The following is a 22,757-nucleotide window of genomic DNA, read 5'->3' as shown; positions in this document are numbered from 1 at the left end:
AATAATATGACTTTAAGCAAATTTTAATATATTAAGGAAGTTGTTTAATGAAAAGATTAATAAAAATCTGGCCTTATTTATTGATTGCACTAGTTGCAATTTTGATTTTACTTCCACAGATTGTAACAGGTTCTTACATATTAGGTGTTGATTCAATTTTTCATATGAATCGATTTTATGAAGCTGCAATGCAAATTAAAACCGGCCATTTTAGCTATTTCTTATCTATATATGGATATCAACAGTCGGGAAGAATAATTAATGCTCTTTATGGTCCGTTAGCTGCTTATTTTAATGGTTTATTATTAATAATTGCCGGAAATTGGGTCCGCTTTCAAATTATATCTTCTTTAATGGTTTTAATTACAAGTGGATCTTTAATGTACCACTTAGCAATAAGAACTAAAATTAAACCAATCTTTTCTTTAGTTGTGGCAATCTCATACATGCTGTCATATCTTGTTATGGGATGGATTGTTGGAAGTCAATTTACTGGTTGGGCAGCTGCATTGCTACCATGGCTTTTAAATGCTGGCTTTGATATGGTTGATTACAAAAAAATAAAAATTTTGCGATTGGCGTTACCAATGTCTGTTATGTTGCAAGTGCATATTATGACAAGCCTTATTGGGGCACTTGCATTAATTCCTTTTTTTGTTGTGGGATATTTAGAAACTGATAATCGCAGAAAAATGTTATTAAATGCTATTTATGCAGTCATTATCACACTATGTTTAACAGCTAATGTTTGGTATGGGATGATTCAAATTGATTTTACTAATCATGCTTTACCAGTGGCACCACAATTGGATATGCATTCTGATTCAATTGCTTTTTTTGGCAATCATGTTTTTGTGTTGCCATACTTGTATTCTGTAATGTTAATTTTAGCAGTTATTTATTTTATTTATAATTGGAAAAAAACATCGACTTATCGTAAAATTATTTTTTGCACTGGAATCTTGTTCTTATGGATTTCTTCTACATTCTTTCCATGGCAATTTTTAGATAATCATTTTCCAAGTATTTCATACTTTATTCAAATGCCGCGTCGATTTACAGTTATATCTTTTGTTTTGTTAATTATATGCTTTGGAATTATGATTAATGATCATTTTAAAAATAAATGGCTAAATTATATAAAATATTTATTTCTTTTTGGATTATTAATACTGATAAGTACAAATGCTGCAACTTCTGTGCAAAAAGGTATTAAAGCCTATTTTTCTCCAGCTGTAGTTCAAAATAATTATAATTTACATTATCAGTCTTATGATACTAATGCGATTAGAGATAGTTTATCTGACAAAGATCTTGGTGAGACCTTAAAATTTCTTACTAAAAGTACTCCTGATTATTTACCAGTCCAATATCATGTGACACCATTCAATTATTTTGATTTTCATCCATATGGTAGTTATACTGAACAAATTATTGATTATTCAGAAAATGTCAAAAAACACATAAATAAATCTGGCCACTTAGTCTTAAATTGGCATAGCAATACAAAAAAGACTATCCAATTACCAGTTGTAAAATATAAAGATACTAATTTAATTTTAAATGGCAAACATTTAAATCAAGTTAAGTTAACCAATATTGGTAGTCCAATTGTGAATGCTAAGCAGGGAAATAATAGACTTGAGTTGTATTATCATGGATCTAAATTACTAATTGCAATGTTGTGGTTAACAATTATTAGTTGGATAATTTTAATTGGATATACTGTTTTTATTTATCTATATAAACTAAAAAAGGCGCTATAAAAGCGTCTTTTTATAATTATTTTTTTGATTCCATAATTTCTTGATTAATATTTTTATTATGTTTAAGTTTAGGTAGAATCCATTTATCAGCAGTTTGAATTAGAACGCCATTAAATGCAATAGAAAAAATAGTTCCAATTCCTACTGAATCAATGTGACCTAATTTAATTCCACAAAGAATGATAATAATAATTGGTGGTGTCATATCTAATAGTTGTGATTTGATGGCACTACCTTTTAAAAATTTAAAACGCAGGATATTTGTAGTATCGTCATTGGGGTGCATGAATATGTTAGCTCTTTGGTATAATGAAATTGCTGTGCAAAAACATATAACTCCTATCAAGGTCATTGGAACTCTAACCCAGATTGAAAAATCTGCCCAGCCCCAGCTTCTAAAAATACTTGTAAAGATATTTATGAAATAACTAAAACATGAAATAAATATAATTTCTTCTATAAAACGTAAAATATCAATCCGCCAAATTAAAAGTTGATTGGTAATTGCATTTATAACACCTAAAATAAATATGATAGTTCCAACTTCAATTCCAAAAATTTCATTCATGTTCACAGCTGATGCGGTCCAAATTCCTGAACCACATGCTGATATAATTGTTAAAGAATTTCCAAATGCATTCAGTACTAAACCGAATAACAAAGCAAAAATTCTCATTTTTAGTGTATTAACGGAATTAATAATAACATCTCCTAATATTATTTAACTAATTTCTATAATATCACACGAAAATAAGAGAATTAATAAAAATAAATTATGTTAGGAGATTTTTATGAAAGGTAAGTATAAAGTAACTAGATATAAAGGGGTTCCAGTTGAAAATGATTCTTCTGGTAATTATGTAATTAGAAAAGATGATAAAAATACTTATAAATTACATGATTGGCGAACAGGAAAACATACTAGGGGTAAATATAAAGAATTAGGTCAAATATTTTTGACAGAAAATAATATGATGGTTGCAGTTGTTGCAACTTATCCAGTTAAGTTTAAAGATCGGCATGATTTTACACCATTACAACGTTTTACTAGTGATTTTGTTGATGCTGATATTTTAGTTGATGCTAAAAAAAGACTTGATGAATAATCATCAAGTCTTTTTTGGCGTTTTATTGCCAAGTTGAGCTTAAATAAGTTGAGCTTTGTTGAAAGCGTCGAAAAAATTAATCACCTAAAGAAACTAGTTCTTTAATAGCTTTTCGGCATTTGCAGCGACTTCGTCGTTTGACATGTCTAAGTATGGGTGCATTTTAGCTTCAGTCTTCATTGTATCTTTGCCATCAGCTTCCATGTAGTGATCCCAAAGAGCATCTCTAACTGGTGTTTTATCATCAGACCAGTCAAATTCTTTATCCATAGGTGTATCTAATACACGTTCTCTATCTTCTACTTTTTCTTCTGCAGTTTCTGCCATAATTAATTTCCTCCTTATTATTTAACTCAATTTCTATTATAGGTCTATTTTCTCTTTATGTTAATATTTATGCTTAAATTTATTTAATTAAATTTATATTAAAATAACAATAAAGTGATAGCTTGCATTTAAGAGTAATTTCGTATATATTTTTAGATATAATAAAGTGAGGCATAGTTATGAGAGATAAGTTTGCAACTAAAAATAAAATTGTTAATGGAATGTTTGAATTACTTAAAACGACACCATTCGATGAAATTAATGTGAAAGACATTTGTTCTCAAGCTAATGTTTCACGAATGACATATTATCGTAATTTTCATAGTAAAAAAGATATTATTATCTATCGATTCGATAGTTCTTTTACAACTTTTGTTCAAAGATTAGCATCTAGTCATTCCCATAATTTATCTGATATTGCTACTATCTTTTTTGAGATAGTAAAAGAAGATCAAGATATGATGGAAATGATTATCAAGAATAATCTTTCGATGATTTTATTAGAAAGATTAAAATATTATATATCTGACTTAATTGATGAAGAAGTTTTAGAAACTAGGGAAGAATCTTCTAAAATGTTAGTTTCCTTGATAGCAGGGGGACTTACTGAAATTATAATTACTTGGACTGAAGATGGAATGTCTGAACCAGTTCAATCTTTGGTTATTTTTGTTTCTAAATATATGCACTTTAAGATTAATTAGGGCACAAAAAAAGAGTTATTAGATTTAATCTAATAACTCTTTTTTAATAACTTTAACTAAACATTAACCTTCAACAGGAGTAACGTTAGCAGCTTGTGGTCCACGGTCGCCATCTTCAACGTCCAAAGTAACCTTTTCGCCTTCGTCTAAAGTCTTGAAACCTTCTTTGTTGATAGCTGAGAAGTGAACAAATACGTCACCGTCGTCAGTAGTGATGAAGCCGTAACCTTTATCTGCGTTGAACCATTTTACTGTACCTTGTTTCATAATATGAAACCTCCATAAATGCACATAACGTGCTTAAATTCTAATGTATCATAAAGCCTGAATCAAGGAAGTTATTTCATAAAACTATAAAACAAGTAACCTTAGAATCTCGAACCTCTGTAACACATTAGTTAATAATATACCCTATACACATATGATTGTCAAACATATTGTTAAAAATAATAAAATTTATAAATTATTATAAAAATGAACTAATTCTAATAATTTATATATGGGGTTAAACTCTTTTAATAAAGGGATTACTTACTGTTATTATTTATAAAATTAAAAAAATGTTGACAAATTATTAGAAAAGGATGAGAATGTAAAACAATCAATCAAAGAAAAGTTTGGGGGTTTTCTTATTGAGTGTTTTGAAACAAAGCTTATTATCGATTGAAGATGTAAATACGGCTTTTAAAATTGATGGCAAATTTTATCCAGCTATTAAAAATATTGATCTTGATGTCAATAGGGATGAAATTTTAGCCATTGTTGGAGAATCTGGATGTGGTAAATCAACGCTTGCAGATACAATTATGGGATTACTTGATCCTAATGAGTCAAGAACTTCTGGAAAAGTTATATTTGATAAGAAAAATTTGTTAGATATGAATGAAAAAATTTTAAATACATATCGTGGAGTTAAAATCGGCATGATTTTTCAAGATCCATTGTCAGCTTTGGATCCTTTGAAACGTATCGGTGATCAGGTGGCAGAATCGCTTGTCTATCATACCAATGATTCTGCATCAAAACGATACGATCGTGTAATTTACTTATTAAACAAAGTGGGAATTGATCATCCCAAATTAGTTGAACATGAATTTCCTCACCAATTATCTGGTGGAATGAGACAAAGAGTTGTCATTGCAATGGCAATTGCTTGTGAACCAGATTTAATTATTGCTGATGAACCTACAACTGCTTTGGATGTAACTATTCAAGCACAAATTTTGGATTTATTAAAATCAATTCAAGCCGATAACCATTGTGGAATTATTTTAATTACTCATGATTTAGGAGTAGTTGCTGAAACGGCCGATCGAGTTGCAGTTATGTATGCAGGTCAAATCGTTGAATTAGGTAATGTTGAACAAATTTTTAATACTCCTAAACATCCATACACAAGATCACTTCTAAGATCGATGCCACAAAATAGTGATCATGGTGATGACTTGTATGTAATTCAAGGTAGTGTTCCTTCATTAAAGAAGATGCCTACTGATGGGGATTTGTTTGCACCTAGAATTCCTTGGGTATCATCTGATCAACACGAAAAACATCCTAAGATGCATGAAATTGATTCAGGACATTGGGTTCGTTGTACTTGTTATCAACATTTTCAATTTCCTGACGAAGAAAGGGGTTCAATGTAGTTATGAAAAAGACTCCAGTTTTGTTACAAGTAAAAAATCTTAAGGTTCATTTTCCAGTTCGTGGTGGTTTTTGGAATCGTGTTATTGATCAAGTTAAAGCTGTTGATGGCGTTTCTTTAACTATTAGAAGAGGAGACACTTATGGTTTGATTGGTGAATCTGGTTCTGGTAAATCAACGACCGGGAAAGTAATTGTTGGTCTGCAAGATGCAACTAAAGGTTCAGTATCTTTTCAAGGCTTAGATGTTACCAAACGTTCCGCTAGAAAAAAAGTTAATTATAATCGTGAAATTCAAATGATTTTTCAAGATCCAGAATTAAGTCTAAATCCTGAAAAACGTATTTACGACATTATTGCAGAACCGCTTAATAACTTCGATCATTTAAGCAAAGAAGAGACTAAGATGAAAGTAATTAAGTTACTAGAAATTGTTGGATTGGGTCCTGATTCATTATACAAATATCCACATCAGTTTTCTGGTGGACAACGTCAAAGAATTGGAGTTGCTAGAGCAGTTGCTACTAATCCTAAATTAGTGGTTGCTGATGAACCGGTATCTGCATTAGATTTATCAGTTCAAGCACAGGTCTTAAATTTTATGAAAAAAATTCAAAAAGAATTTGATATTTCATACCTATTTATTTCACATGATTTAGGTGTTGTTAAGCACATGTGTAATCATATTGCGATTATGAATAGGGGCAGAATTGTTGAAGTTGGAACTAAAGATGATATTTACAATCATCCACTGCACATCTATACAAAACGATTATTAGCTTCAATTCCAGAAACTGATGTTAATAAACGTGATGAACATCGTGCTAAGCGGTTAGAAGTAGAAAAATATTATAAAGATAATGAAAGTAAGTTTTATGATAAAGATGGAAATGCACTACCATTAATTCAAATTACCGATAGCCATTTAGCAGCAATTCCAGAAGAAATGAAGAAAGGAGGAGAGGATAATGTGGAAAACAATTCTTAGAAGATTATTAATTATGATTCCAGAAATAATTATTTTGAGTATTTTAGTATTTATTCTTTCGAAGCAACTCCCTGGTGACCCGTTTACTGGATCGATTAATCCAAAGGCTTCTATGGGGCAAATTCATCATTTAATGAAAATTAATGGATTATATGATCCATGGTACCAACAATATTGGAACTGGGTTGTTCATTTATTCCATGGAGATTTAGGTAATAGTTATGAATATCAAGAACCTGTAACTGCAATTATTGGCTCAAGAGCTGTTAATACTTTCTGGTTAGCATTACTTACGATGATTATGACTTATGCTATTGGATTGCCAATGGGACTATATGCTGGTCGTCATGAAGGTAAATTACAAGATGCATTAGTTAGAATTTATTCATATGCAACTATGTCAATTCCTTTCTTCGTTGTTTTAGTTATCGGTGGTTGGATTTTTGGTTATGATTTAAATCTTTTCCCTACTAGTGGTTCAGTTTCACCCAATGCAACTGGATTTTTACCAGTCTTGTTATCTAAGTTTTACCATATGATATTGCCGGCTACTTTAGGAGCATTATTTGCTACTTCAAGTATTACCCAATATCTAAGATCAGGGGTCATTGATGCTAAAAATTCTAATTATGTTAAAACCGCACAAGCTAAGGGTGTTTCAATGAAAAACATTTACAAACATCACATTATGAGAAATGCAATGTTACCAATTGCAGCATTTGCCGGCTACTCGATTACTGGATTGCTTGGTGGTTCATTGTTCACTGAACAAATTTTCTCATACCCTGGGATGGGATTATTATTCTTAAATGCTGTTAACTTTAGAGATTATACAGTAATGACCGCTTTAGTATTGTTATATGGATTCCTTAGTTTACTTGGAACATTATTATCAGATGTAGCATTAAGTGTTATTGATCCAAGAATTAGAGTTGAATAGAAAGGAGAGATTTGAATGCAAAATGTCAAAGCTGATGATAAAGATTTAAAAAAGTTAGAAGCTGAAGCTAGAGCTAATTCAACACCATCTTCTTTTAAACTAATGTTTAATGAATTTAAATCAGATAAAATGGCCATGATTTCATTAATTCTAGTAGTTGCTTTTATATTATATGTAATGATTGCATCTTTCTTTATTAATCAATCAAGTATGATGTCGACAAATATTATGAATTATTTTGCTAAACCATTTACCCCAGACTTTTGGTTAGGTGCTGATGCTGGTGGTAGATCCATTGCAAAACAGATGGTAGTTGGTTCTAGAAATTCTATTTTAATCGCAATTGGTTTAACAGTTATTTCTTCAGCATTTGGAATCGCTTATGGTTTAATTTCGGGATATTTTGGAGGCATTACTGATTTAGCAATGCAAAGAGTTTATGATTTTATGATGATTATTCCAGCTTTTATGATCATTATTGAAATTGTAAATATTATTCCTCATTATAATGTAATTAGTTTGACACTGCTTTTATCAATGTTTTATTGGATGGGAACTTCTAGATTAATTAGAGCACAGACTTTATCTGAGTCGAATAAAGACTATGTTCAAGCATCTAAAGCTTCAGGAACTAGTACATTGAAAATTATTTTTAAACAAATTATGCCAAATGTTTCTTCATTAATTATTGTTGATACGACCATTTCATTTGCTGAAAATATTGGTGTTGAAACTGGACTTTCCTACTTAGGTTTTGGATTACCAGTGGGAACCCCATCATTAGGAACTTTAATTGCGAATGCTAATGATGCTGATAATATCACAACTTATTGGTGGACATGGTTACCAGCTACAATTGAAATTATCTTACTATGTTTAGCAATTAGTTATATTGGTGCTGTATTAAGAAGATCAACTAATGCTACTCAAAGAAGAAGCACTAAGTAATTAAATTATTAAATTTTAAGAAGGTGATGCGCTATCAAATTTTGATTTTAGTTGTTTATAAGTTATTGGAGGGTATTTACTATGAAAAAATATAAGAAATGGGTCGCTGCAGGACTCACAATGGCATCTGCATTAGCACTTGCTGCATGTTCAAACAGCGATAATTCAGAAGTTAAATCAGGATATAAACCATCGGTTAAGATGGATTCAGCTTACAATAATACTGCTAAGAGCTCCTCTACATATAATAATGGAACCCTAAAAGTAGCCGAATATAATTCATCACCATTTGCTGGAATTTCATCACCTGCATTAATGACTAATGGTGAAGATCAAGATGTCTATTCACCAGGTTTATCTTCATTATTTAAAACTGATGCTGATAATAAAATTGTTGATGGTGGAATGGCTAATCTTAAGTTAGATAAATCAGCTAAAACTGCTACAATTACATTAAGAAAAAATGCTAAGTGGTCTAATGGAATGCCAGTGACTGCAAAAGATGTAGAATATGCATATGAAGTAATTGCATCTCCTGATACAACATCTCAACAATATTCTGATGATTGGAAAGCAATTGATGGGATGGAAGCATTCCATTCTGGAAAAGCTAAGACAATTTCAGGAATTACCATGCCAGATGGCGAAAAGGGTAACGTTGTTAAGATTCAATACAATAAATTTGCCCCAGCATTGAAATTTGGTGGTAACTCATTTATGTGGTCATCACCAGAACCATACGAGTATGAAAAGAATGTTCCAATTGCTAAATTGGGTTCTTCATCACAAGTTAGAAAAGATCCTATCTTTGCTGGTCCATACAAGTTGAGTAAACAAGTAACTGGTGAATCAACATCATGGGTTCCTAATAAATTTTACTATGGTAAAAAGGCACAAATTAAAAATATTACAATCCAAGTTGTAAATGAAAATAACTTCTATAGTTCACTTAAAGATAAACAATTTGATTTTTCAATTAGCGGTGGAATTAGTACTGAATATCCTAAGGTAAAACAATTAAGTGATTACACAACTGTAGGAACGGTTGGAACATCTTTTGGTTACATTGGTTTTAACTTAGGTCACATGGATACTAAGACTCAAACTAATGTTATGGATAAAAATTCTAAAATGTCTAATCTTAAGTTAAGACAAGCTATGATGTATGCATTAGATATTGGCGCTTTAAGAAAGAAATTTAATAATGGACTAGCATGGCAACCAAATTCTTTAATTTCTCCATATTACAAGAATTACTACAATTCTAAGTCACCACGTTACACTTTGAATGTTGACAAAGCTAATAAATTGTTAGACGAAGCTGGTTACAAGAAACAAGGTAAATGGCGTGTTCAACCTAATGGTAAACCACTTACCATTAATTATGGTACTATGACTGGTACTCCAGCTAGTGAAGCTCAAGATAATTACTACTTACAACAATGGCGTAAAGTTGGCTTAAATGTTAACTATGCAAGTGGTCGTCCAATGGATATGAACAAACTATATGCAATCTTACAAAAACCTAAACAAAATGAAGTTGATGTATTCTCTGGAGGATTTTCAACTAATTCTGAACCAACTCCTACTGGTTTATTTGGTGCTGGTGCAGCATTTAATATGGGTCACTTTGCAACTGATAAGAATACTGAATTATTGAATAACATGAACAATGCTAAATCATGGGATGATTCTTACCGTGCACAACAATTCAAAGATTGGCAAACATATATGCAGAATCAAGCTGCATATGTTCCGGTTACAATGTCATTATCATGGACCCCTGTTAACAAGCGTGTAAAGGGCTATGATGCAAGACCAACAGACACTGAATTCTGGAGTAACTTATCACTTACCAACTCTGATCCAGAATAGTTAATAACATAGGTTAGTTTATGAATCCCCCAATTTATATATCTATTCCTATAAAAATAAAAAAATAACACTACCAAGTTAATTCTTGGTAGTGTTATTTTTTTAATAAATCATTTAGAATTATTGTTATAAGTAATATTTAGGGAGCGAATAACATGAAAACATTAGTAATTGTTTCACATCCAGAATATGATAATTCAATGACTGAATCTTTCTTAAATCAATGCCAAAATGATATTGACTCAGTTGACTTTTTAGTCCTTGATCATTTAACCGATAATTATCAATTTAATGTTGAGCAAGAACAACAAAGGTTAATTAAGTATGATCGAATCTTATTTCAATTTCCGATGTATTGGTATAGTTCACCGGCATTATTAAAGAAATATGAGGATGATGTTTTTACAAGACGTTTTACTTATGCGAATGAAGATGGAAAATTAAAGGGTAAAGAATTAGGAATTATCACTACCATTGGAGAACCACTAAGAAACTATACGGTCGGTGGAAGCGAAGGCTTTAGCATTAATGAACTATTAAAGCCATATCAAGCTTTGGCATTTAAAGCCGGGATGAACTTCATCAAACCATTTACAGTCGATCAATTTGCTTACATGACAAATGCTCAAAAAAGTAAGTTATTAGTTGATTATCGTAATTATTTAACCAATGATGACATCAATAGCTTTAGCAGTAAGCAAAGATGGTACTTTGAACAATTAGAAGAATTAAAAGAACAATTAAGTCCAGAAAAGCAAACTAAATTAGCAGTTATCATTGATTATTTAAAGAACAATTATGATCAGTTAGATGAAATAAAGTGGGAACTAGATTTAATTAAGAAAGAAGAGGATGAATAATGGAAACTAATAATTGGTTAAGTCAACAAATTGATGACCTAAAAAAAGATGAAACTAGTTTTAAGCTTTTATCATTATTAGAAGAAACTAAATCATTAGCTGCTGAACAATCCAAGCGGTTACAACAATCACAAGATGAACTAGATGGTAGAATGTGGAGTCCAGATAAATGGTAATTAGATTAAAATGATATTAAAAAAAGATTAAAATATGCTTGCTTTTTTTTCATTTGGATTTATAATTATATCAATTAACATTAGTTAATTAATACGATTTAGGAGTGGTTTATTATGAAAAGTACGCTATTTGATTCACATGAATATCAATTAAATTCACAAAGTGATTTACCTAAAACTTGTAATTTTGTTTTAACTTATGCTTCTTCTGGAAGCGTTATTTCTATTGATCCTGATGGTAATGCTGAATATATTAATCCAGGAACTATTCTTGGATTGAATTATGAAATTAGAACTGATAATAACTCTAGAATCGAAATTAGATCAAGTACTGGATCAATATATAGATTAGGTTGTAATTCTTCATTTTCTATTCAGAATACATTTGAGGGAGAAGTTCCTATATATTATGGTAATGTTTATATAAATACGTTAAGATCTAAAAGAATAACTGATGGCGGTAAATATAGAACAAGTTGCTATATGCCTAGCAGGCCTATAAATGCATTAATTGTTAAGGTAAATGATCATGAAGATTGCTATTATTCTTTGGAAGATTCTATAGAAGTCATGGAATATGATGAAAAAGGACTAAGCTTTGAAATATGTAAAGTTCCATCATTTAATAAACTGTTACTTTCATTTAACGATGATTTAAACATGAGGGAAAGGTACAATATAAGTTTAAAAAAATCTTTGAATAATCAAGAAATAAATTATATATATAAAGAATGGGTTTCACCTGTAAATTGGAAGTAGATGATATTTATCAGTAAGTTAATTAATTATGTAAAAATATTTTGGCAAAGCTTTAAGCTGTTTTGGCAGGCTGCCAAAGTCACTAGTTCTATTTTATTAATTTTAATTCCAATTCAAGCTTTGATTCCTTCAATTTTAATTAAAATTTCTCAAGTTATGATGGATGGATTGCTTCATCATAATTTTTCAAATGAATTGATTGTATTTTGGGGAATTGCATTTTTTGTATCGGTTGCTACAATTCCGATTAATACATCACTTCAGGGTATTTTAACTGATAAGTTAATCGCTTTTGTTAATATTAAATTAATGAAAAAATCTGCAGATATTAAGGGCCTGAATCTATTTGAAAATGCAGATTTTTACGATAATTTACAATTAGTTAGCTCTGAAGCTTCGTGGCGCCCAGTTAATTTAATTGTATTTGGTATTAGCATGGTTAGAGAGATTATTACGATTTTATCAATGATGATTCTTTTATCAAATTATAGTATTTTTATTGCATTTATTTTATTGTTATCAATTATTCCTCAAAGTATTATTAGTTATCATATTCAACAAAATTCTTTTGAAACTATGGTAACAAGAAGTCCTGATGCACGAAAAATTCAATACTATAGTGAAACTCTGTTAACCCAAAAGGATGCAAAAGAGGTTAGATTATTTGGACTCTTTAACTTTTTCATTGATTCATATCATAATGTTTATCAAAAAATGCATAGTAAAATGAAAAAGGTTCGCTTAACTCAAATGTGGAATTCATTAATTTTTTTATTAATTAGTGCATTCTTAAGTGTTTTTAGCCTAGTTTGGATCATTCAAAAAATAAGAAATAATGAAATTTCTGCAGGAAGCTTTCTAGTCTTTGTTTCAACTTTAACAGCAACTACTGCTAGTGTTTATGCTTTAATTGAAAATTCTAGCCTTTTGTATGATACGTTACTATACATGAAAAAATACTTTAATTTTATGAACATTAAAGAACAAAATGATTATTCAGGAACTTTGGCTTTTCCAAATGATTTTAAATCTATTGATTATAATCATTTATCATTTAGTTATCCTGGTCAAAATGAACTAGCGTTAAATGACGTTTCATTTAATGTTAAATCAGGTGAAAGAATCGCAATTGTTGGTGAAAATGGTTCTGGTAAATCAACATTAGTTAAATTATTAATGCGGTTTTATGATCCTGTTAAAGGGAATATTAAAATTAATAATAAAGACATTAACAAAATGAATATTGATGATTATCGTAAAAATTTAAGTGCTGTTTTCCAAGATTATTCAAAATTCTATTTACCAATTAAGGATTCAGTTGGACTAGGTAATATTAGAAAATTGAATGATAAACAATCAATTATTAATGCGATGCAGGATGGTAATTTTTATGAAACTTTTAAAAATAAAAATTTATCATTAAATACAATGTTAGGAAAACAATTTGATAATGGAATTGATCTGTCAGGTGGGCAATGGCAAAAGTTAGCAATTTCAAGAGCTTTTATGGCTGATTCTAAGATAATTATTTTAGATGAACCCACAGCTTCATTAGATCCTAGAAGTGAATTTAATATTTATCAAAGTTTTATCAAAATGACAGAGAATAAAACAGTTTTCTTTATTACTCACAGAATGTCAGCTGTTAAGTTAGCAGATGAGGTATTAGTTTTGAAATCTGGAAAAATTGTTGGTTTTGATAGTCATGACAAACTTATGAAAAATAATAAATATTATGCAGATTTGTATAATTTGCAGGCGAAATCATTTGAATAGAAAAAAGGTCTCCCGAAAAAGAGACCTTTATTATTTGTGTTATCTATTCTGCCCAATGATTAATAGGACCAAATTTGTGACCAACTTCGATACCATTTTTAATGGCTTTATCTACATAATCATCAGCAATTCTAATTGAATCTTCAATCGATGTTCCTTTAGCAATTTCAGCGGTAATGGCAGCAGATAGTGAATCACCAGTACCATTTTTATGGGTAGTATCATAGTAAGGGCCGTCAATCCAAAAATCTTTGCCAGACTCTAACAGTACGTAATCTTTTACTTGTTTAGTTTCACCAGCAATGTGTTTGCCTTTAATAATTACATTTTTGGCGCCCATTTTAATTAATGCTTGTGCAGCTTGTTTTATATCTTTATCAGACTTAATCTCTTTATTGGTTAATTTTTCAGCTTCATAGAAGTTAGGTGTAATAACAGTTGCCAATGGCACTAGTTTTTCGATTAATGTAGCCAATGCATCTTCTTTTAATAACATGTTACCATGTTTGGTAACGATTACTGGATCGACAACTAGTGGACCAAAATCATATTTTTTATAATTTTCAACAACTAATTTAATCATATTAGTATCATCTAGCATTCCAGTTTTAGCAGCTTTGATTTTAAAATCATCAGCCAAATCTTTAAATTCTTGATTGATAAATCTTTCAGGCATTGTGACGCTATCATGAATTCCATATGAATTACCAGCAACACATGCTGTGATGACTGATGTTCCATAAGTTTTTCTTACAAAGAAAGTATGCAAATCAGCTTGCATACCAGCACTACCATCGCTGTCTGAACCTGCAATTGTTAAAGCTTGTGGAAATTCATTTACCATAAATATACACACCCCTGATATTTAAATTAATAACATTCTAACATAAACTTGAAAAAATTATTCATTATATATATAATATTATTTGATTAAGTCTAATTTGCGTTAAGTGTCATGTATGTATTATAATGACATGAGTTAAGTTTTTAGATAAAGGAGTAATTTACATGAGAGCTTGTCATCCAAACGGTGTTCAAGGACGTCGTCCAATTAACACTAATAAACGTAATAAAAAACAAAAAGAAGTAGCTGACTTAAGAAAATTCTTGAAGTCATCAGCTAAGTAATTTTTAGGACTCAGTTTTAACTGAGTCTTTTTTTGTATGATGGGAGGATCTTTGATGGCTAAATCTAAAAAATATTATGCAGTTAGAAAAGGCAAGCATCCTGGAATATATACAACTTGGGCAGAGACCCAAAAACAAGTTATTGGCTTTTCGGGAGCCCAATTTAAAGGCTTTGCAACTGAAAAAGATGCCAAAGAATTTATTGGTGTAAAACTTACTAAGAAACCAACACCTGCTAGTATTAAAATTTTTACGGATGGTGGTTCTAGAAATCATGGCAATAAATTAGGTCAGCATGTAAAAAATAATGATCCAGCAGCTTGGGCCTATTTAATTAATCAACATGGCAATAAACATTCTGATTCTGCTGGTGAATTTGGTGCTACTAATAACAAGATGGAAGTTTTAGGACTAGTTAATGCATTAGACTATTTAGTTAAAAATAATCTAAATAAATTATCTGTTGATGCGATTTTGGATTCTAAGTATGTTTTAGACTCAATCAATAAAAAATGGCTTTGGGGATGGAAACGTCGCGGTTGGAAAAAAAGTGATGGTAAAACAATCAAAAACAAAGTCGAATTTATGCAGCTAGCAGAGTTATTACCCAAATTTTCAAGCCTGCATTTTTATTGGACCAAAGGACATGCTAATAATAGTGGTAATAACTATGTTGATGATCTTTTAAATAAAACAATGGATAAACTAGAAGGTCAGCAGTTTAATAAGCCTAAAATTAAAAATAAAGTAACTATAGAACATAATATTAATCAAGATTCTTCTTCAGCACAAGATAATAACTATATTGATAAGCAAAGTTCGATTAAAAATATAGAAGAAAACTTAAAAAATATGAACCTTTTTTAGTTAATTTTGTTATTGTGATATAATTAATTTTAAATATATGAAAGCGGGATAATTAATGAAAACTGAACGACAAAAGATGACTGATGGTGAACCTTATAAACAATTTGATGAAGACTTACAAGCTCGTCGTCGTTATATTCGTAAACAATTAAAATTGATTAACAATCTAGACGATAATAGCAAACAAAATGATCTTATAAAGCAGCTCTTTGGTGACTGTGGTAAAAGTTTGTGGATTGAAGATGGTTTAGAATTTGATTATGGATATAATATTCATATTGGAGACTCATTTTATGGTAATTATCATTTAACCTTGTTGGATACTTGCCCAATCACGATTGGTGACAATTGTTATTTTGGACCTGATGTTGGTTTATATACGCCAGTCCATCCAATCAATCCAGACGAAAGAAAAGCCGATGTCGAATCAGGTAAGCCTATTACAATTGGGAACAATTGTTGGCTTGGCGGTCATGTGACAGTTTTACCTGGTGTAACTTTAGGTGAAAATGTTGTTGTCGGTGCTGGTTCAGTTGTTACCAAATCATTTGGTGATAATGTTGTCTTAGTTGGCAATCCTGCACGAGTAATTAAAACGGTAAAATAAACTACAAAACGCCTATTTTCGGGCATTTTACATATGTGATTATTTGTGTATAATATAATTGATATGTAAAAATAATTAACTTATTTTGTATAACCTTAGCAAAGCTGTGCAAATAGTTATTCGTTATATACGAATCTCTTTTTGGCAGCTTTTTGCGTAAAATGGTTTATAAATATCATGAATATTATGAGGAGGATTATTATTTTTAAAAGTAAAAATATTGACAAACTAGTCTTTATTCCTACTGTAATTTTATTCTTTGGGGTTTCTATCTTCTTAATGATTGGTGGATCTTCCCTTCAAGGAGTGTTGAACATTGTCCTAAGCTGGATAACTGGCAATATGGGATGGGGATACATGTGGATTTACATAATTAACTTTCTTTTCTTTGGATATCTTATTTTTTCTAAATATGGAAATATCCGATTAGGGGATGTTGATGAAAAACCTGCTTACAGTAACTTCCAGTGGGGAAGCATGGTTTTTGCGACAGCAATTGATGCAAGTATTTTAATGTTGAGTATGGTTGATCCATTAAGATATGTTCAAAGTCCAGAAGGTGGAGTAAAGCCATTTTCTGAATCTGCATATAACTTAGCACATATGTATGGCCAATATGATTGGGGTCCAATGGCATGGTTAATGTTTGGAGCACCTACGATTGCAATTGGCTATATGATGTATAATAAAAAACGCAAAATTCAATCATTAAGTGATGCAATTACCATTTTAGATGGTGATTCATTATGGAAGAATATCACTAAAAAGATTGTAAATATTTTAGTTGTATTTGGAATCATGGGTGGTGTTGGAGCTTCTGTTGGACTAGAAATTCCTATTATTTCCAATGTATTAAGTTCTTTAACCGGACTACCAGATAATTTAATGATGAAAATTGGACTTTTCTTAGTTCTATTTGTTATTTTCTCTGCTGCTGTATTTAAGGGGCTTAATGGTGGAATTGATAAGTTAAGTAATGCTCATATTTGGACAGCTATTATCTTTTTAGCAATTGTCCTTATTTTGGGCCCAACTGTTTATATTCTTAAATCTGAAACAAATAGTGTTGGAGTATTAATTCAAAAGTTCATTCCAATGAGTTTGAATACTGTTCCTAACGGTAATCCTAGTATTGAACAACAAGAAACAATCTTCTATTGGGGTTGGTGGCTATCATACATGCCTTTTATGGGATTATTTATTGCCAAATTATCTCGTGGACGTACTATTCGTCAAGTGTTAGTAGGAATGCTTACTTATGGTGCTTTAGGCTGTATGAGTTTTTATGCAATTTTAGGTGGTTACTCTTTATGGTTGCAAAAGACTGGAACTATTGATCTAGTTCATATATTGAATACACAAGGCCAGGCAGCTGTTATTTCAGCAGTTGTTGGCTCATTACCAATGAAGTATTTAATGTTTGCTATCTATTTCTTATCTTGTTTTGTATTCTTGGCAACAACTATTTCATCTTCAGCATTTGTACTTTCATCATTTACTAGCTTACCTTTAAAACCTGGTCAAGAACCTAGTCGATTAAATAGAATGACTTGGGTAGTCGTATTCATTATCTTTTCATTTAGTTTAGTGTTAGTTGGTGGTTTTGAGACAGTTCAAACGTTCTGTACATTAGCTGGTTTCCCATTGATGTTTGTATGTGTATTAATCATTATTTCAGTATTTAAGATGATTAGAGAAGATAAATCAATTATTAAAACTAATAGTTTTGTTAACCGTCGTCGAAGGAAAAAAGCTGCTACGGTTGAAAGAAAAAGTGCTATTAAGGGTAAATTAATTTTATGGCCCAAAAACACAATTAATAAGAAAAAATAATCTTAAAAAGACTACTTAATTAAGCGATTTAATAAGTAGTCTTTTTGTTTTTGTGATAATATTTATATAAAATAATAATTAGAGGTGTCAGTATGGCTGAAAAAGTTATCATTCCTAAAGAATTTGAAAAATATTTAAAACCTAGATTTGAAGAACGAGGTTTTGAAGTTATTTCACTAAATAGTGAGCAAAAAAATTCATTGCTAGAACATAAAGATGCTGATGGTATTGTTGTTAACACATCCCCTTTATCTAAGGACATTATCGATCAAATGCCTAATCTAAAAGTGATATCTCGCTTTGGCGTTGGTTATAACAACGTTGATTTAGAACATGCTAAAGAAAAGGGAATCTATGTAACCAATACTCCAGCTGGTAATGAAGTATCAGTTGCTGAAAATACTGTTGCTGATATTTTGTTAATGTCAAAAGACTTATATAATGTTTCTAAGCATATGCGTAATGGCGATAATGATTATGCTTTTGATAATCCTTCCCATGATTTAAGAGATAAAACCGTTGGAATTATTGGTTACGGGAATATTGGACATTACGTTGCTAAACTATTATCTAGTTTTGGTGTGAATATATTAATTTGGAATCGGAGTAAAAAAGAATCACCATATGGTAAGTTTGTTGAATGGGATGAATTATTAAAGAAGTCAGACTATGTTAGTCTTCATTTACCAGCTGTAAAAGGAACGATTGGTTCAATTAATAAAGATTCCTTTAAAATGATGAAAAATACAGCTCACATTATTAACTTTGCTCGTGGGGCAGTCATTAATCAAGCTGATTTAGTAGCTGCCTTAAAACAAGGTGAAATTGCAGGTGCTGGTTTAGATGTTTATGAAAACGAACCATTGCCAATGGATGATGAATTAAGAAAACTTGATAATGTCTTTATTACTCCACATAGTGCAAGTAATTCAGTTGAATCTTTTACTAAAATAGCCGAAATGGATGTTAGTGAAATTACAAAAGTCTTGAATGGTGAAAAACCAGATCATTGTGTTAATGGTCTATAAAATAAAAAGCTTCGTTAACTAAATGGTTAACGAAGCTTTTTTGATTAGAATTTTAGTTTATATTTTTCATCAATATCATCATCTTGTGAGGTTAAAATTTTAGGACCATCTTTAGTGATGGCGATAGTATGTTCATATTGAGCTGAGTTAGTTCCGTCAGAAGAAACATAGTAAGTCCAATCATCTTTTTTGTCATAACGATCAGTAATTTCCCAAGTTCCGAGATTAACCATTGGTTCAATGGTAATAGTCATACCTTCTTTTAGACGAAGACCTTGACCTTTTTCACCATATGCAGGAACATTTGGTTTTTCATGCATTGTAGGTTGAATTCCGTGACCGATTAGTTCACGAACATCACCCATATGATTTTGATTTTCGATATAATCTTGGCAAGCAAAACCAATATCACCTAAACGATTACCAATAACAGCTTGATCAATACCACGATATAATGCATCATGACATACTTTCATTAATTTTTCGTCTTCTGCCGCCATTTTACCAACTTTATATGTCCAGCAGGAGTCACTTTCAAAGCCATCTTTATTAACAGTCATATCTACTTTTAAGACGTCGCCTTCTTTTAATAGTAGACCTTTACGTGGAATTCCATGAGCCACTTCATCATTGATAGAGATACAAGTAGCAAATTTGTAGCCATCAAATCCTTTTTCAGAAGGAGTAGCACCATGTTCTGTAATATATTTATTAGCGAATTCTTCGATATCCCAAGTATCTAAACCTGGCTTAATCATCTTTCTTAATCCTTTGTGAACACCAGCTAAAACAGCACCTGATTTAGCCATCATTTCGATTTCTCTTGGTGATTTTAGTGTAATCAAAATAATTTCTCCTTTTGTTTATATAATTAAACTATATCTCTAATCTACTACATTTAACTCTATTTGGCTAATTATAATAAATAATGTACATTTTTTAAAATTCTAGTATCATGATAATAGAAGAAAAGGAGGAGTTTTCTTTTGAGTAAAACAGCAAGAACTAATGTTATCTTAATCATTATTACCGTTTTTGTTGCTTTTTTTGCAGTGTTTTTTGCAATTAGAAGTGATCATATTATCAAAAATAATGCCTCTTCAGGTGGTTTAGGATTTGGTGGTGGATATAATACGCCAACTCTTTATGTCCATGGGATGCGAGGCTCTAATAAATCGACTAATCATCTAGCTACAATTGCCAGTCGTGACGGTGGTCATCGTGCATTGGTGGTATTTGTAGATAAAGATGGTAATATCAATTACAAGGGTAATTTAAATTTACAAACTAGCAAACCAATTATTCAGGTTATATTTAAAAAGAAATTTACGCCAGTTAAACAACAAACTAAATGGCTTCATGAAATTTTAAAACATTTAAAAGACCATTATGGATTCAATTATTACAATGCCGTGGGGCATTCAACAGGGGCATTGTCAATTTTAGAAGTCGTTGCTAAGCACAATAAGGATGAATCAATGCCTAAATTGCAAAAGTTTGTTTCAATTGCTGGACCTTATGATGGATTACTAACAATTAATGATCGACCAAATCGAAATTATGTAAATAGTAATGGTAAACCTAATATTATGTATCCATCTAATAAATGGTATCCAGCTTATACTTCATTATTAAATGACTGTAAAGATTTTCCAAAAAATGTTCAAATTCTAAATATTTATGGAAACGACAGTAGTAATACTAATTCTGATGGCATTGTTTCAACAGCTTCTGCTAAGTCGCTTAAATACTTAGTTTCAAAAAGGGTAAGCGATTATCAAGAAATTCCAATTTATGGGATGAATGGTGAACACAGTAGGTTGCATAACAATATTGCTGTTGATCATATCATTGCACGTTTTTTATTTGACCGAAATTAAAGACAAGATATTTTACTTATTTTATTTTTGGTATAGAATTAATATAGTTATTATTTTATAATTATTCTAAACTGGAAGGTGAAATTTGTGAAAAGCTATGATTTGAATGGTAAACCATATAATCGATTTTTATTTGTTTTCATAATGTTGTTAGGTAGTTTTACTATGTCAATTAGTCAATCATCAATTTCAACAGCATATCCAACTCTAATGCAATTTTTTGGAATTGATGCCTCGACAGTTCAATGGTTAACAACCGGTTTTATGTTAATTATGTGCGTGATGATGCCGGTTAGTCCTTGGTTACTTAATAATATTAAGTTTAAGCAATTATTTTTAATGATTTTAGCTATTTTTGATATTGGAACTTTGATTGTTGTGATTGCCCCTAACTTTGGCATCATGATGCTAGGTAGAGCAATGGAAGCTGTTGCAGTCGGAATCTTATTCCCATCTTATCAATCTGTATTACTTTACATTACTCCAGAAGAAAAACGTGGGTCTACAATGGGGTATGCAGGATTGATTATGGGATCTGCACTTGCTTGTGGACCAATTCTTTCGGCCATTGTGCTTCATTTTTCTGCATGGCGTGGATTATTCATCGTATTCATGATTATAATTAGTGCTTTATTTGTTATTTCATTATTTGCAATTAAAGATGTCATGCCACAAAAAGAAAGTCATTTAGATATTACTTCAGTTATTATGTCATTTGGCTTAATTGGGATATTGTATGTTGTAAATATGATTGGTAAAGCTAACATTGATTTTACTTTAGCGATAGTTATTTTATTAGTAAGTATTTTGATGATTGTAGTTTTTGTAATTCGTCAATTTACAATTAAACAGCCATTACTCCAATTAAGAGTTTTAAAGAATTTTAATTATGATTTATCGATCGGATTAACGGGAGCATCTTATATTGCTTTGATTGTTGTAACGGTTATTTTCCCACTATATTATCAAAATGTTTTGGGGGTCTCTAAAACTATTTCTGGTTTAGCATTAGCTCCTGGAGCGATTTTATTAAGCTTATTAAATCCAATTACTGGTAAATTAGCTGATAAAATTGGCTTTAAACTAGTAATGTTAATTGGAATGACGATGATTCTAGTTGGCTGGGGAACGCTAAGTATTGTTGGAGCAAGCATTAGTTTAGTTCCGATGATGATCTTAGCCGCATTAATTGAAGGTGGAAATGCCTTTGTTATGATGCCAGCTGTAACAATGGGAGCTAATTCACTACCTAAAGATTTAATTTCTGATGGGACTGCTGTTGTTAGTACCTTTAGACAAATTTTAGGATCCACAGGTGTATTAGTGGCTACGTTGATTTTATCTAATGTAATGACTGACAATGTTTCCAGAGGAATGAGTCACTCATTAGCACAACAAAGTGGATACCACGTAGTATTTATTACATTTTTCGTGATTGAAATCATTGGCTTAGTGATGGCTTTAATGCTTAAAAATACTAAACAAACCAAAATAAAATAGTAAAAAATAAATAGAGCTATCCATTAACGGACAGCTCTATTTTTA

22 protein-coding genes and 1 pseudogene are annotated in these 22,757 nt (G+C 30.7%); 18 read left to right on the top strand and 5 right to left on the bottom strand.

Annotation, left to right across the window (positions count from 1 at the left end; genetic code table 11):
- Window positions 1–47 precede the first annotated feature (47 nt).
- Window positions 48–1,766 (top strand): glycosyltransferase family protein, encoded by a 1,719-nt coding sequence (locus MOO46_RS04245; protein ID WP_249510456.1) that lies wholly within the window; start codon window positions 48–50, stop codon window positions 1,764–1,766.
- 16 nt (window positions 1,767–1,782) lie between these two features.
- On the opposite strand, the gene MOO46_RS04240 is transcribed toward MOO46_RS04245, so the two are convergent.
- Window positions 1,783–2,442 (bottom strand): hypothetical protein, encoded by a 660-nt coding sequence (locus MOO46_RS04240; protein WP_249510455.1) that lies wholly within the window; start codon window positions 2,440–2,442, stop codon window positions 1,783–1,785.
- 115 nt (window positions 2,443–2,557) lie between these two features.
- On the opposite strand from MOO46_RS04240, the gene MOO46_RS04235 reads away from it, so the two are divergent.
- Entirely contained in the window at window positions 2,558–2,872 is a 315-nt protein-coding gene (locus MOO46_RS04235) for a DUF7671 family protein (RefSeq protein ID WP_249510454.1), read from the top strand.
- Between the two features lie 93 nt (window positions 2,873–2,965).
- On the opposite strand, the gene MOO46_RS04230 is transcribed toward MOO46_RS04235, so the two are convergent.
- Window positions 2,966–3,199 carry a P8 family protein gene (locus MOO46_RS04230; protein ID WP_249510453.1) on the bottom strand — a complete coding sequence of 78 codons (234 nt, stop codon included), beginning with the start codon at window positions 3,197–3,199 and terminating at the stop codon, window positions 2,966–2,968.
- 179 nt (window positions 3,200–3,378) lie between these two features.
- Between MOO46_RS04230 and MOO46_RS04225 the strand changes: the two genes are divergently transcribed.
- Complete coding sequence (locus MOO46_RS04225) at window positions 3,379–3,903, top strand: TetR/AcrR family transcriptional regulator (RefSeq protein ID WP_249510452.1); 525 nt, start codon at window positions 3,379–3,381, stop codon at window positions 3,901–3,903.
- 63 nt (window positions 3,904–3,966) lie between these two features.
- On the opposite strand, the gene MOO46_RS04220 is transcribed toward MOO46_RS04225, so the two are convergent.
- On the bottom strand, window positions 3,967–4,170 hold the full coding sequence (locus tag MOO46_RS04220; RefSeq protein WP_249511700.1) for a cold-shock protein: 204 nt from the start codon (window positions 4,168–4,170) through the stop codon (window positions 3,967–3,969).
- Window positions 4,171–4,535: 365 nt separating this feature from the next.
- Here MOO46_RS04220 and MOO46_RS04215 point away from each other — a divergent pair, with 365 nt between their 5' ends.
- The 9 genes from MOO46_RS04215 (at window position 4,536) to MOO46_RS04175 (ending at window position 13,869) form a co-directional block, all read left to right on the top strand.
- Window positions 4,536–5,549 carry an ABC transporter ATP-binding protein gene (locus MOO46_RS04215; RefSeq protein ID WP_249510451.1) on the top strand — a complete coding sequence of 338 codons (1,014 nt, stop codon included), beginning with the start codon at window positions 4,536–4,538 and terminating at the stop codon, window positions 5,547–5,549.
- Window positions 5,550–5,551: 2 nt separating this feature from the next.
- Window positions 5,552–6,535 (top strand): ATP-binding cassette domain-containing protein, encoded by a 984-nt coding sequence (locus MOO46_RS04210; protein WP_249510450.1) that lies wholly within the window; start codon window positions 5,552–5,554, stop codon window positions 6,533–6,535.
- On the top strand, window positions 6,516–7,475 hold the full coding sequence (locus tag MOO46_RS04205) for an ABC transporter permease (RefSeq protein WP_249510449.1): 960 nt from the start codon (window positions 6,516–6,518) through the stop codon (window positions 7,473–7,475). Before MOO46_RS04210 ends, MOO46_RS04205 begins: the two co-directional genes overlap by 20 nt.
- A gap of 15 nt (window positions 7,476–7,490) precedes the next feature.
- On the top strand, window positions 7,491–8,423 hold the full coding sequence (locus MOO46_RS04200) for an ABC transporter permease (protein WP_317619357.1): 933 nt from the start codon (window positions 7,491–7,493) through the stop codon (window positions 8,421–8,423).
- Between the two features lie 81 nt (window positions 8,424–8,504).
- Window positions 8,505–10,298 (top strand): ABC transporter substrate-binding protein, encoded by a 1,794-nt coding sequence (locus MOO46_RS04195; RefSeq protein ID WP_249510448.1) that lies wholly within the window; start codon window positions 8,505–8,507, stop codon window positions 10,296–10,298.
- Window positions 10,299–10,453: 155 nt separating this feature from the next.
- Window positions 10,454–11,158 carry an NAD(P)H-dependent oxidoreductase gene (locus MOO46_RS04190; RefSeq protein WP_249510447.1) on the top strand — a complete coding sequence of 235 codons (705 nt, stop codon included), beginning with the start codon at window positions 10,454–10,456 and terminating at the stop codon, window positions 11,156–11,158.
- Window positions 11,158–11,334 carry a hypothetical protein gene (locus MOO46_RS04185; RefSeq protein WP_317619356.1) on the top strand — a complete coding sequence of 59 codons (177 nt, stop codon included), beginning with the start codon at window positions 11,158–11,160 and terminating at the stop codon, window positions 11,332–11,334. Before MOO46_RS04190 ends, MOO46_RS04185 begins: the two co-directional genes overlap by 1 nt.
- A gap of 114 nt (window positions 11,335–11,448) precedes the next feature.
- The gene (locus MOO46_RS04180) at window positions 11,449–12,093 is read left to right on the top strand and encodes a hypothetical protein (RefSeq protein WP_249510446.1); all 645 of its coding nucleotides are present in this window, start codon (window positions 11,449–11,451) and stop codon (window positions 12,091–12,093) included.
- Window positions 12,094–13,869, top strand: a complete 1,776-nt coding sequence (locus MOO46_RS04175) for an ABC transporter ATP-binding protein (RefSeq protein ID WP_249510445.1) — start codon at window positions 12,094–12,096, stop codon at window positions 13,867–13,869.
- 43 nt (window positions 13,870–13,912) lie between these two features.
- Here MOO46_RS04175 and thiD read toward each other — a convergent pair whose 3' ends face one another.
- On the bottom strand, window positions 13,913–14,713 hold the full coding sequence (gene thiD / locus MOO46_RS04170; protein WP_249510444.1) for a bifunctional hydroxymethylpyrimidine kinase/phosphomethylpyrimidine kinase: 801 nt from the start codon (window positions 14,711–14,713) through the stop codon (window positions 13,913–13,915).
- Between the two features lie 338 nt (window positions 14,714–15,051).
- Between thiD and MOO46_RS04165 the strand changes: the two are divergent.
- From MOO46_RS04165 to MOO46_RS04150, 4 genes and pseudogenes are all read left to right on the top strand, one after another.
- Window positions 15,052–15,705 (top strand): annotated as a pseudogene (locus MOO46_RS04165) (ribonuclease H family protein); the annotation flags it as partial.
- Window positions 15,706–15,919: 214 nt separating this feature from the next.
- A complete protein-coding gene (locus tag MOO46_RS04160; RefSeq protein ID WP_249510443.1) occupies window positions 15,920–16,471 on the top strand; it encodes a sugar O-acetyltransferase in 552 nt (183 codons plus the stop codon).
- Between the two features lie 186 nt (window positions 16,472–16,657).
- On the top strand, window positions 16,658–18,304 hold the full coding sequence (locus tag MOO46_RS04155; protein WP_449658085.1) for a BCCT family transporter: 1,647 nt from the start codon (window positions 16,658–16,660) through the stop codon (window positions 18,302–18,304).
- A gap of 92 nt (window positions 18,305–18,396) precedes the next feature.
- A complete protein-coding gene (locus tag MOO46_RS04150; protein WP_249510441.1) occupies window positions 18,397–19,332 on the top strand; it encodes a phosphoglycerate dehydrogenase in 936 nt (311 codons plus the stop codon).
- Window positions 19,333–19,376: 44 nt separating this feature from the next.
- Here the strand turns inward: MOO46_RS04150 and map are convergent, their stop codons facing one another.
- Entirely contained in the window at window positions 19,377–20,177 is an 801-nt protein-coding gene (gene map, locus MOO46_RS04145) for a type I methionyl aminopeptidase (RefSeq protein WP_249510440.1), read from the bottom strand.
- Window positions 20,178–20,318: 141 nt separating this feature from the next.
- On the opposite strand from map, the gene MOO46_RS04140 reads away from it, so the two are divergent.
- On the top strand, window positions 20,319–21,212 hold the full coding sequence (locus MOO46_RS04140; protein WP_249510439.1) for an alpha/beta hydrolase: 894 nt from the start codon (window positions 20,319–20,321) through the stop codon (window positions 21,210–21,212).
- Between the two features lie 144 nt (window positions 21,213–21,356).
- Window positions 21,357–22,712 (top strand): MFS transporter, encoded by a 1,356-nt coding sequence (locus MOO46_RS04135; protein ID WP_249511697.1) that lies wholly within the window; start codon window positions 21,357–21,359, stop codon window positions 22,710–22,712.
- The last annotated feature ends 45 nt before the right edge of the window (window positions 22,713–22,757 follow it).

The sequence above is a fragment of the Apilactobacillus apisilvae genome, assembly GCF_023380225.1.
Classification (GTDB): domain Bacteria; phylum Bacillota; class Bacilli; order Lactobacillales; family Lactobacillaceae; genus Apilactobacillus; species Apilactobacillus apisilvae.
The sequence above is the reverse complement of the archived record's forward strand: the minus strand, read 5'-3'. Positions and strand labels throughout refer to the sequence as shown.

Bases quoted from the DNA above. Each gene is read 5' to 3' on its own strand.
- MOO46_RS04200 (WP_317619357.1), top strand. From the start codon at position 7,491: ATGCAAAATGTCAAAGCTGATGATAAAGATTTAAAAAAGTTAGAAGCT.
- MOO46_RS04230 (WP_249510453.1), bottom strand. From the start codon at position 3,199: ATGGCAGAAACTGCAGAAGAAAAAGTAGAAGATAGAGAACGTGTATTA.
- MOO46_RS04235 (WP_249510454.1), top strand. From the start codon at position 2,558: ATGAAAGGTAAGTATAAAGTAACTAGATATAAAGGGGTTCCAGTTGAA.
- thiD (WP_249510444.1), bottom strand. From the start codon at position 14,713: ATGGTAAATGAATTTCCACAAGCTTTAACAATTGCAGGTTCAGACAGC.
- MOO46_RS04210 (WP_249510450.1), top strand. From the start codon at position 5,552: ATGAAAAAGACTCCAGTTTTGTTACAAGTAAAAAATCTTAAGGTTCAT.
- MOO46_RS04155 (WP_449658085.1), top strand. From the start codon at position 16,658: ATGAGGAGGATTATTATTTTTAAAAGTAAAAATATTGACAAACTAGTC.
- MOO46_RS04245 (WP_249510456.1), top strand. From the start codon at position 48: ATGAAAAGATTAATAAAAATCTGGCCTTATTTATTGATTGCACTAGTT.
- MOO46_RS04175 (WP_249510445.1), top strand. From the start codon at position 12,094: ATGATATTTATCAGTAAGTTAATTAATTATGTAAAAATATTTTGGCAA.
- MOO46_RS04220 (WP_249511700.1), bottom strand. From the start codon at position 4,170: ATGAAACAAGGTACAGTAAAATGGTTCAACGCAGATAAAGGTTACGGC.
- MOO46_RS04135 (WP_249511697.1), top strand. From the start codon at position 21,357: ATGTTGTTAGGTAGTTTTACTATGTCAATTAGTCAATCATCAATTTCA.
- MOO46_RS04195 (WP_249510448.1), top strand. From the start codon at position 8,505: ATGAAAAAATATAAGAAATGGGTCGCTGCAGGACTCACAATGGCATCT.
- MOO46_RS04180 (WP_249510446.1), top strand. From the start codon at position 11,449: ATGAAAAGTACGCTATTTGATTCACATGAATATCAATTAAATTCACAA.
- MOO46_RS04190 (WP_249510447.1), top strand. From the start codon at position 10,454: ATGAAAACATTAGTAATTGTTTCACATCCAGAATATGATAATTCAATG.
- MOO46_RS04185 (WP_317619356.1), top strand. From the start codon at position 11,158: ATGGAAACTAATAATTGGTTAAGTCAACAAATTGATGACCTAAAAAAA.
- MOO46_RS04150 (WP_249510441.1), top strand. From the start codon at position 18,397: ATGGCTGAAAAAGTTATCATTCCTAAAGAATTTGAAAAATATTTAAAA.
- MOO46_RS04205 (WP_249510449.1), top strand. From the start codon at position 6,516: ATGTGGAAAACAATTCTTAGAAGATTATTAATTATGATTCCAGAAATA.
- MOO46_RS04160 (WP_249510443.1), top strand. From the start codon at position 15,920: ATGAAAACTGAACGACAAAAGATGACTGATGGTGAACCTTATAAACAA.
- MOO46_RS04225 (WP_249510452.1), top strand. From the start codon at position 3,379: ATGAGAGATAAGTTTGCAACTAAAAATAAAATTGTTAATGGAATGTTT.
- MOO46_RS04240 (WP_249510455.1), bottom strand. From the start codon at position 2,442: ATGAGAATTTTTGCTTTGTTATTCGGTTTAGTACTGAATGCATTTGGA.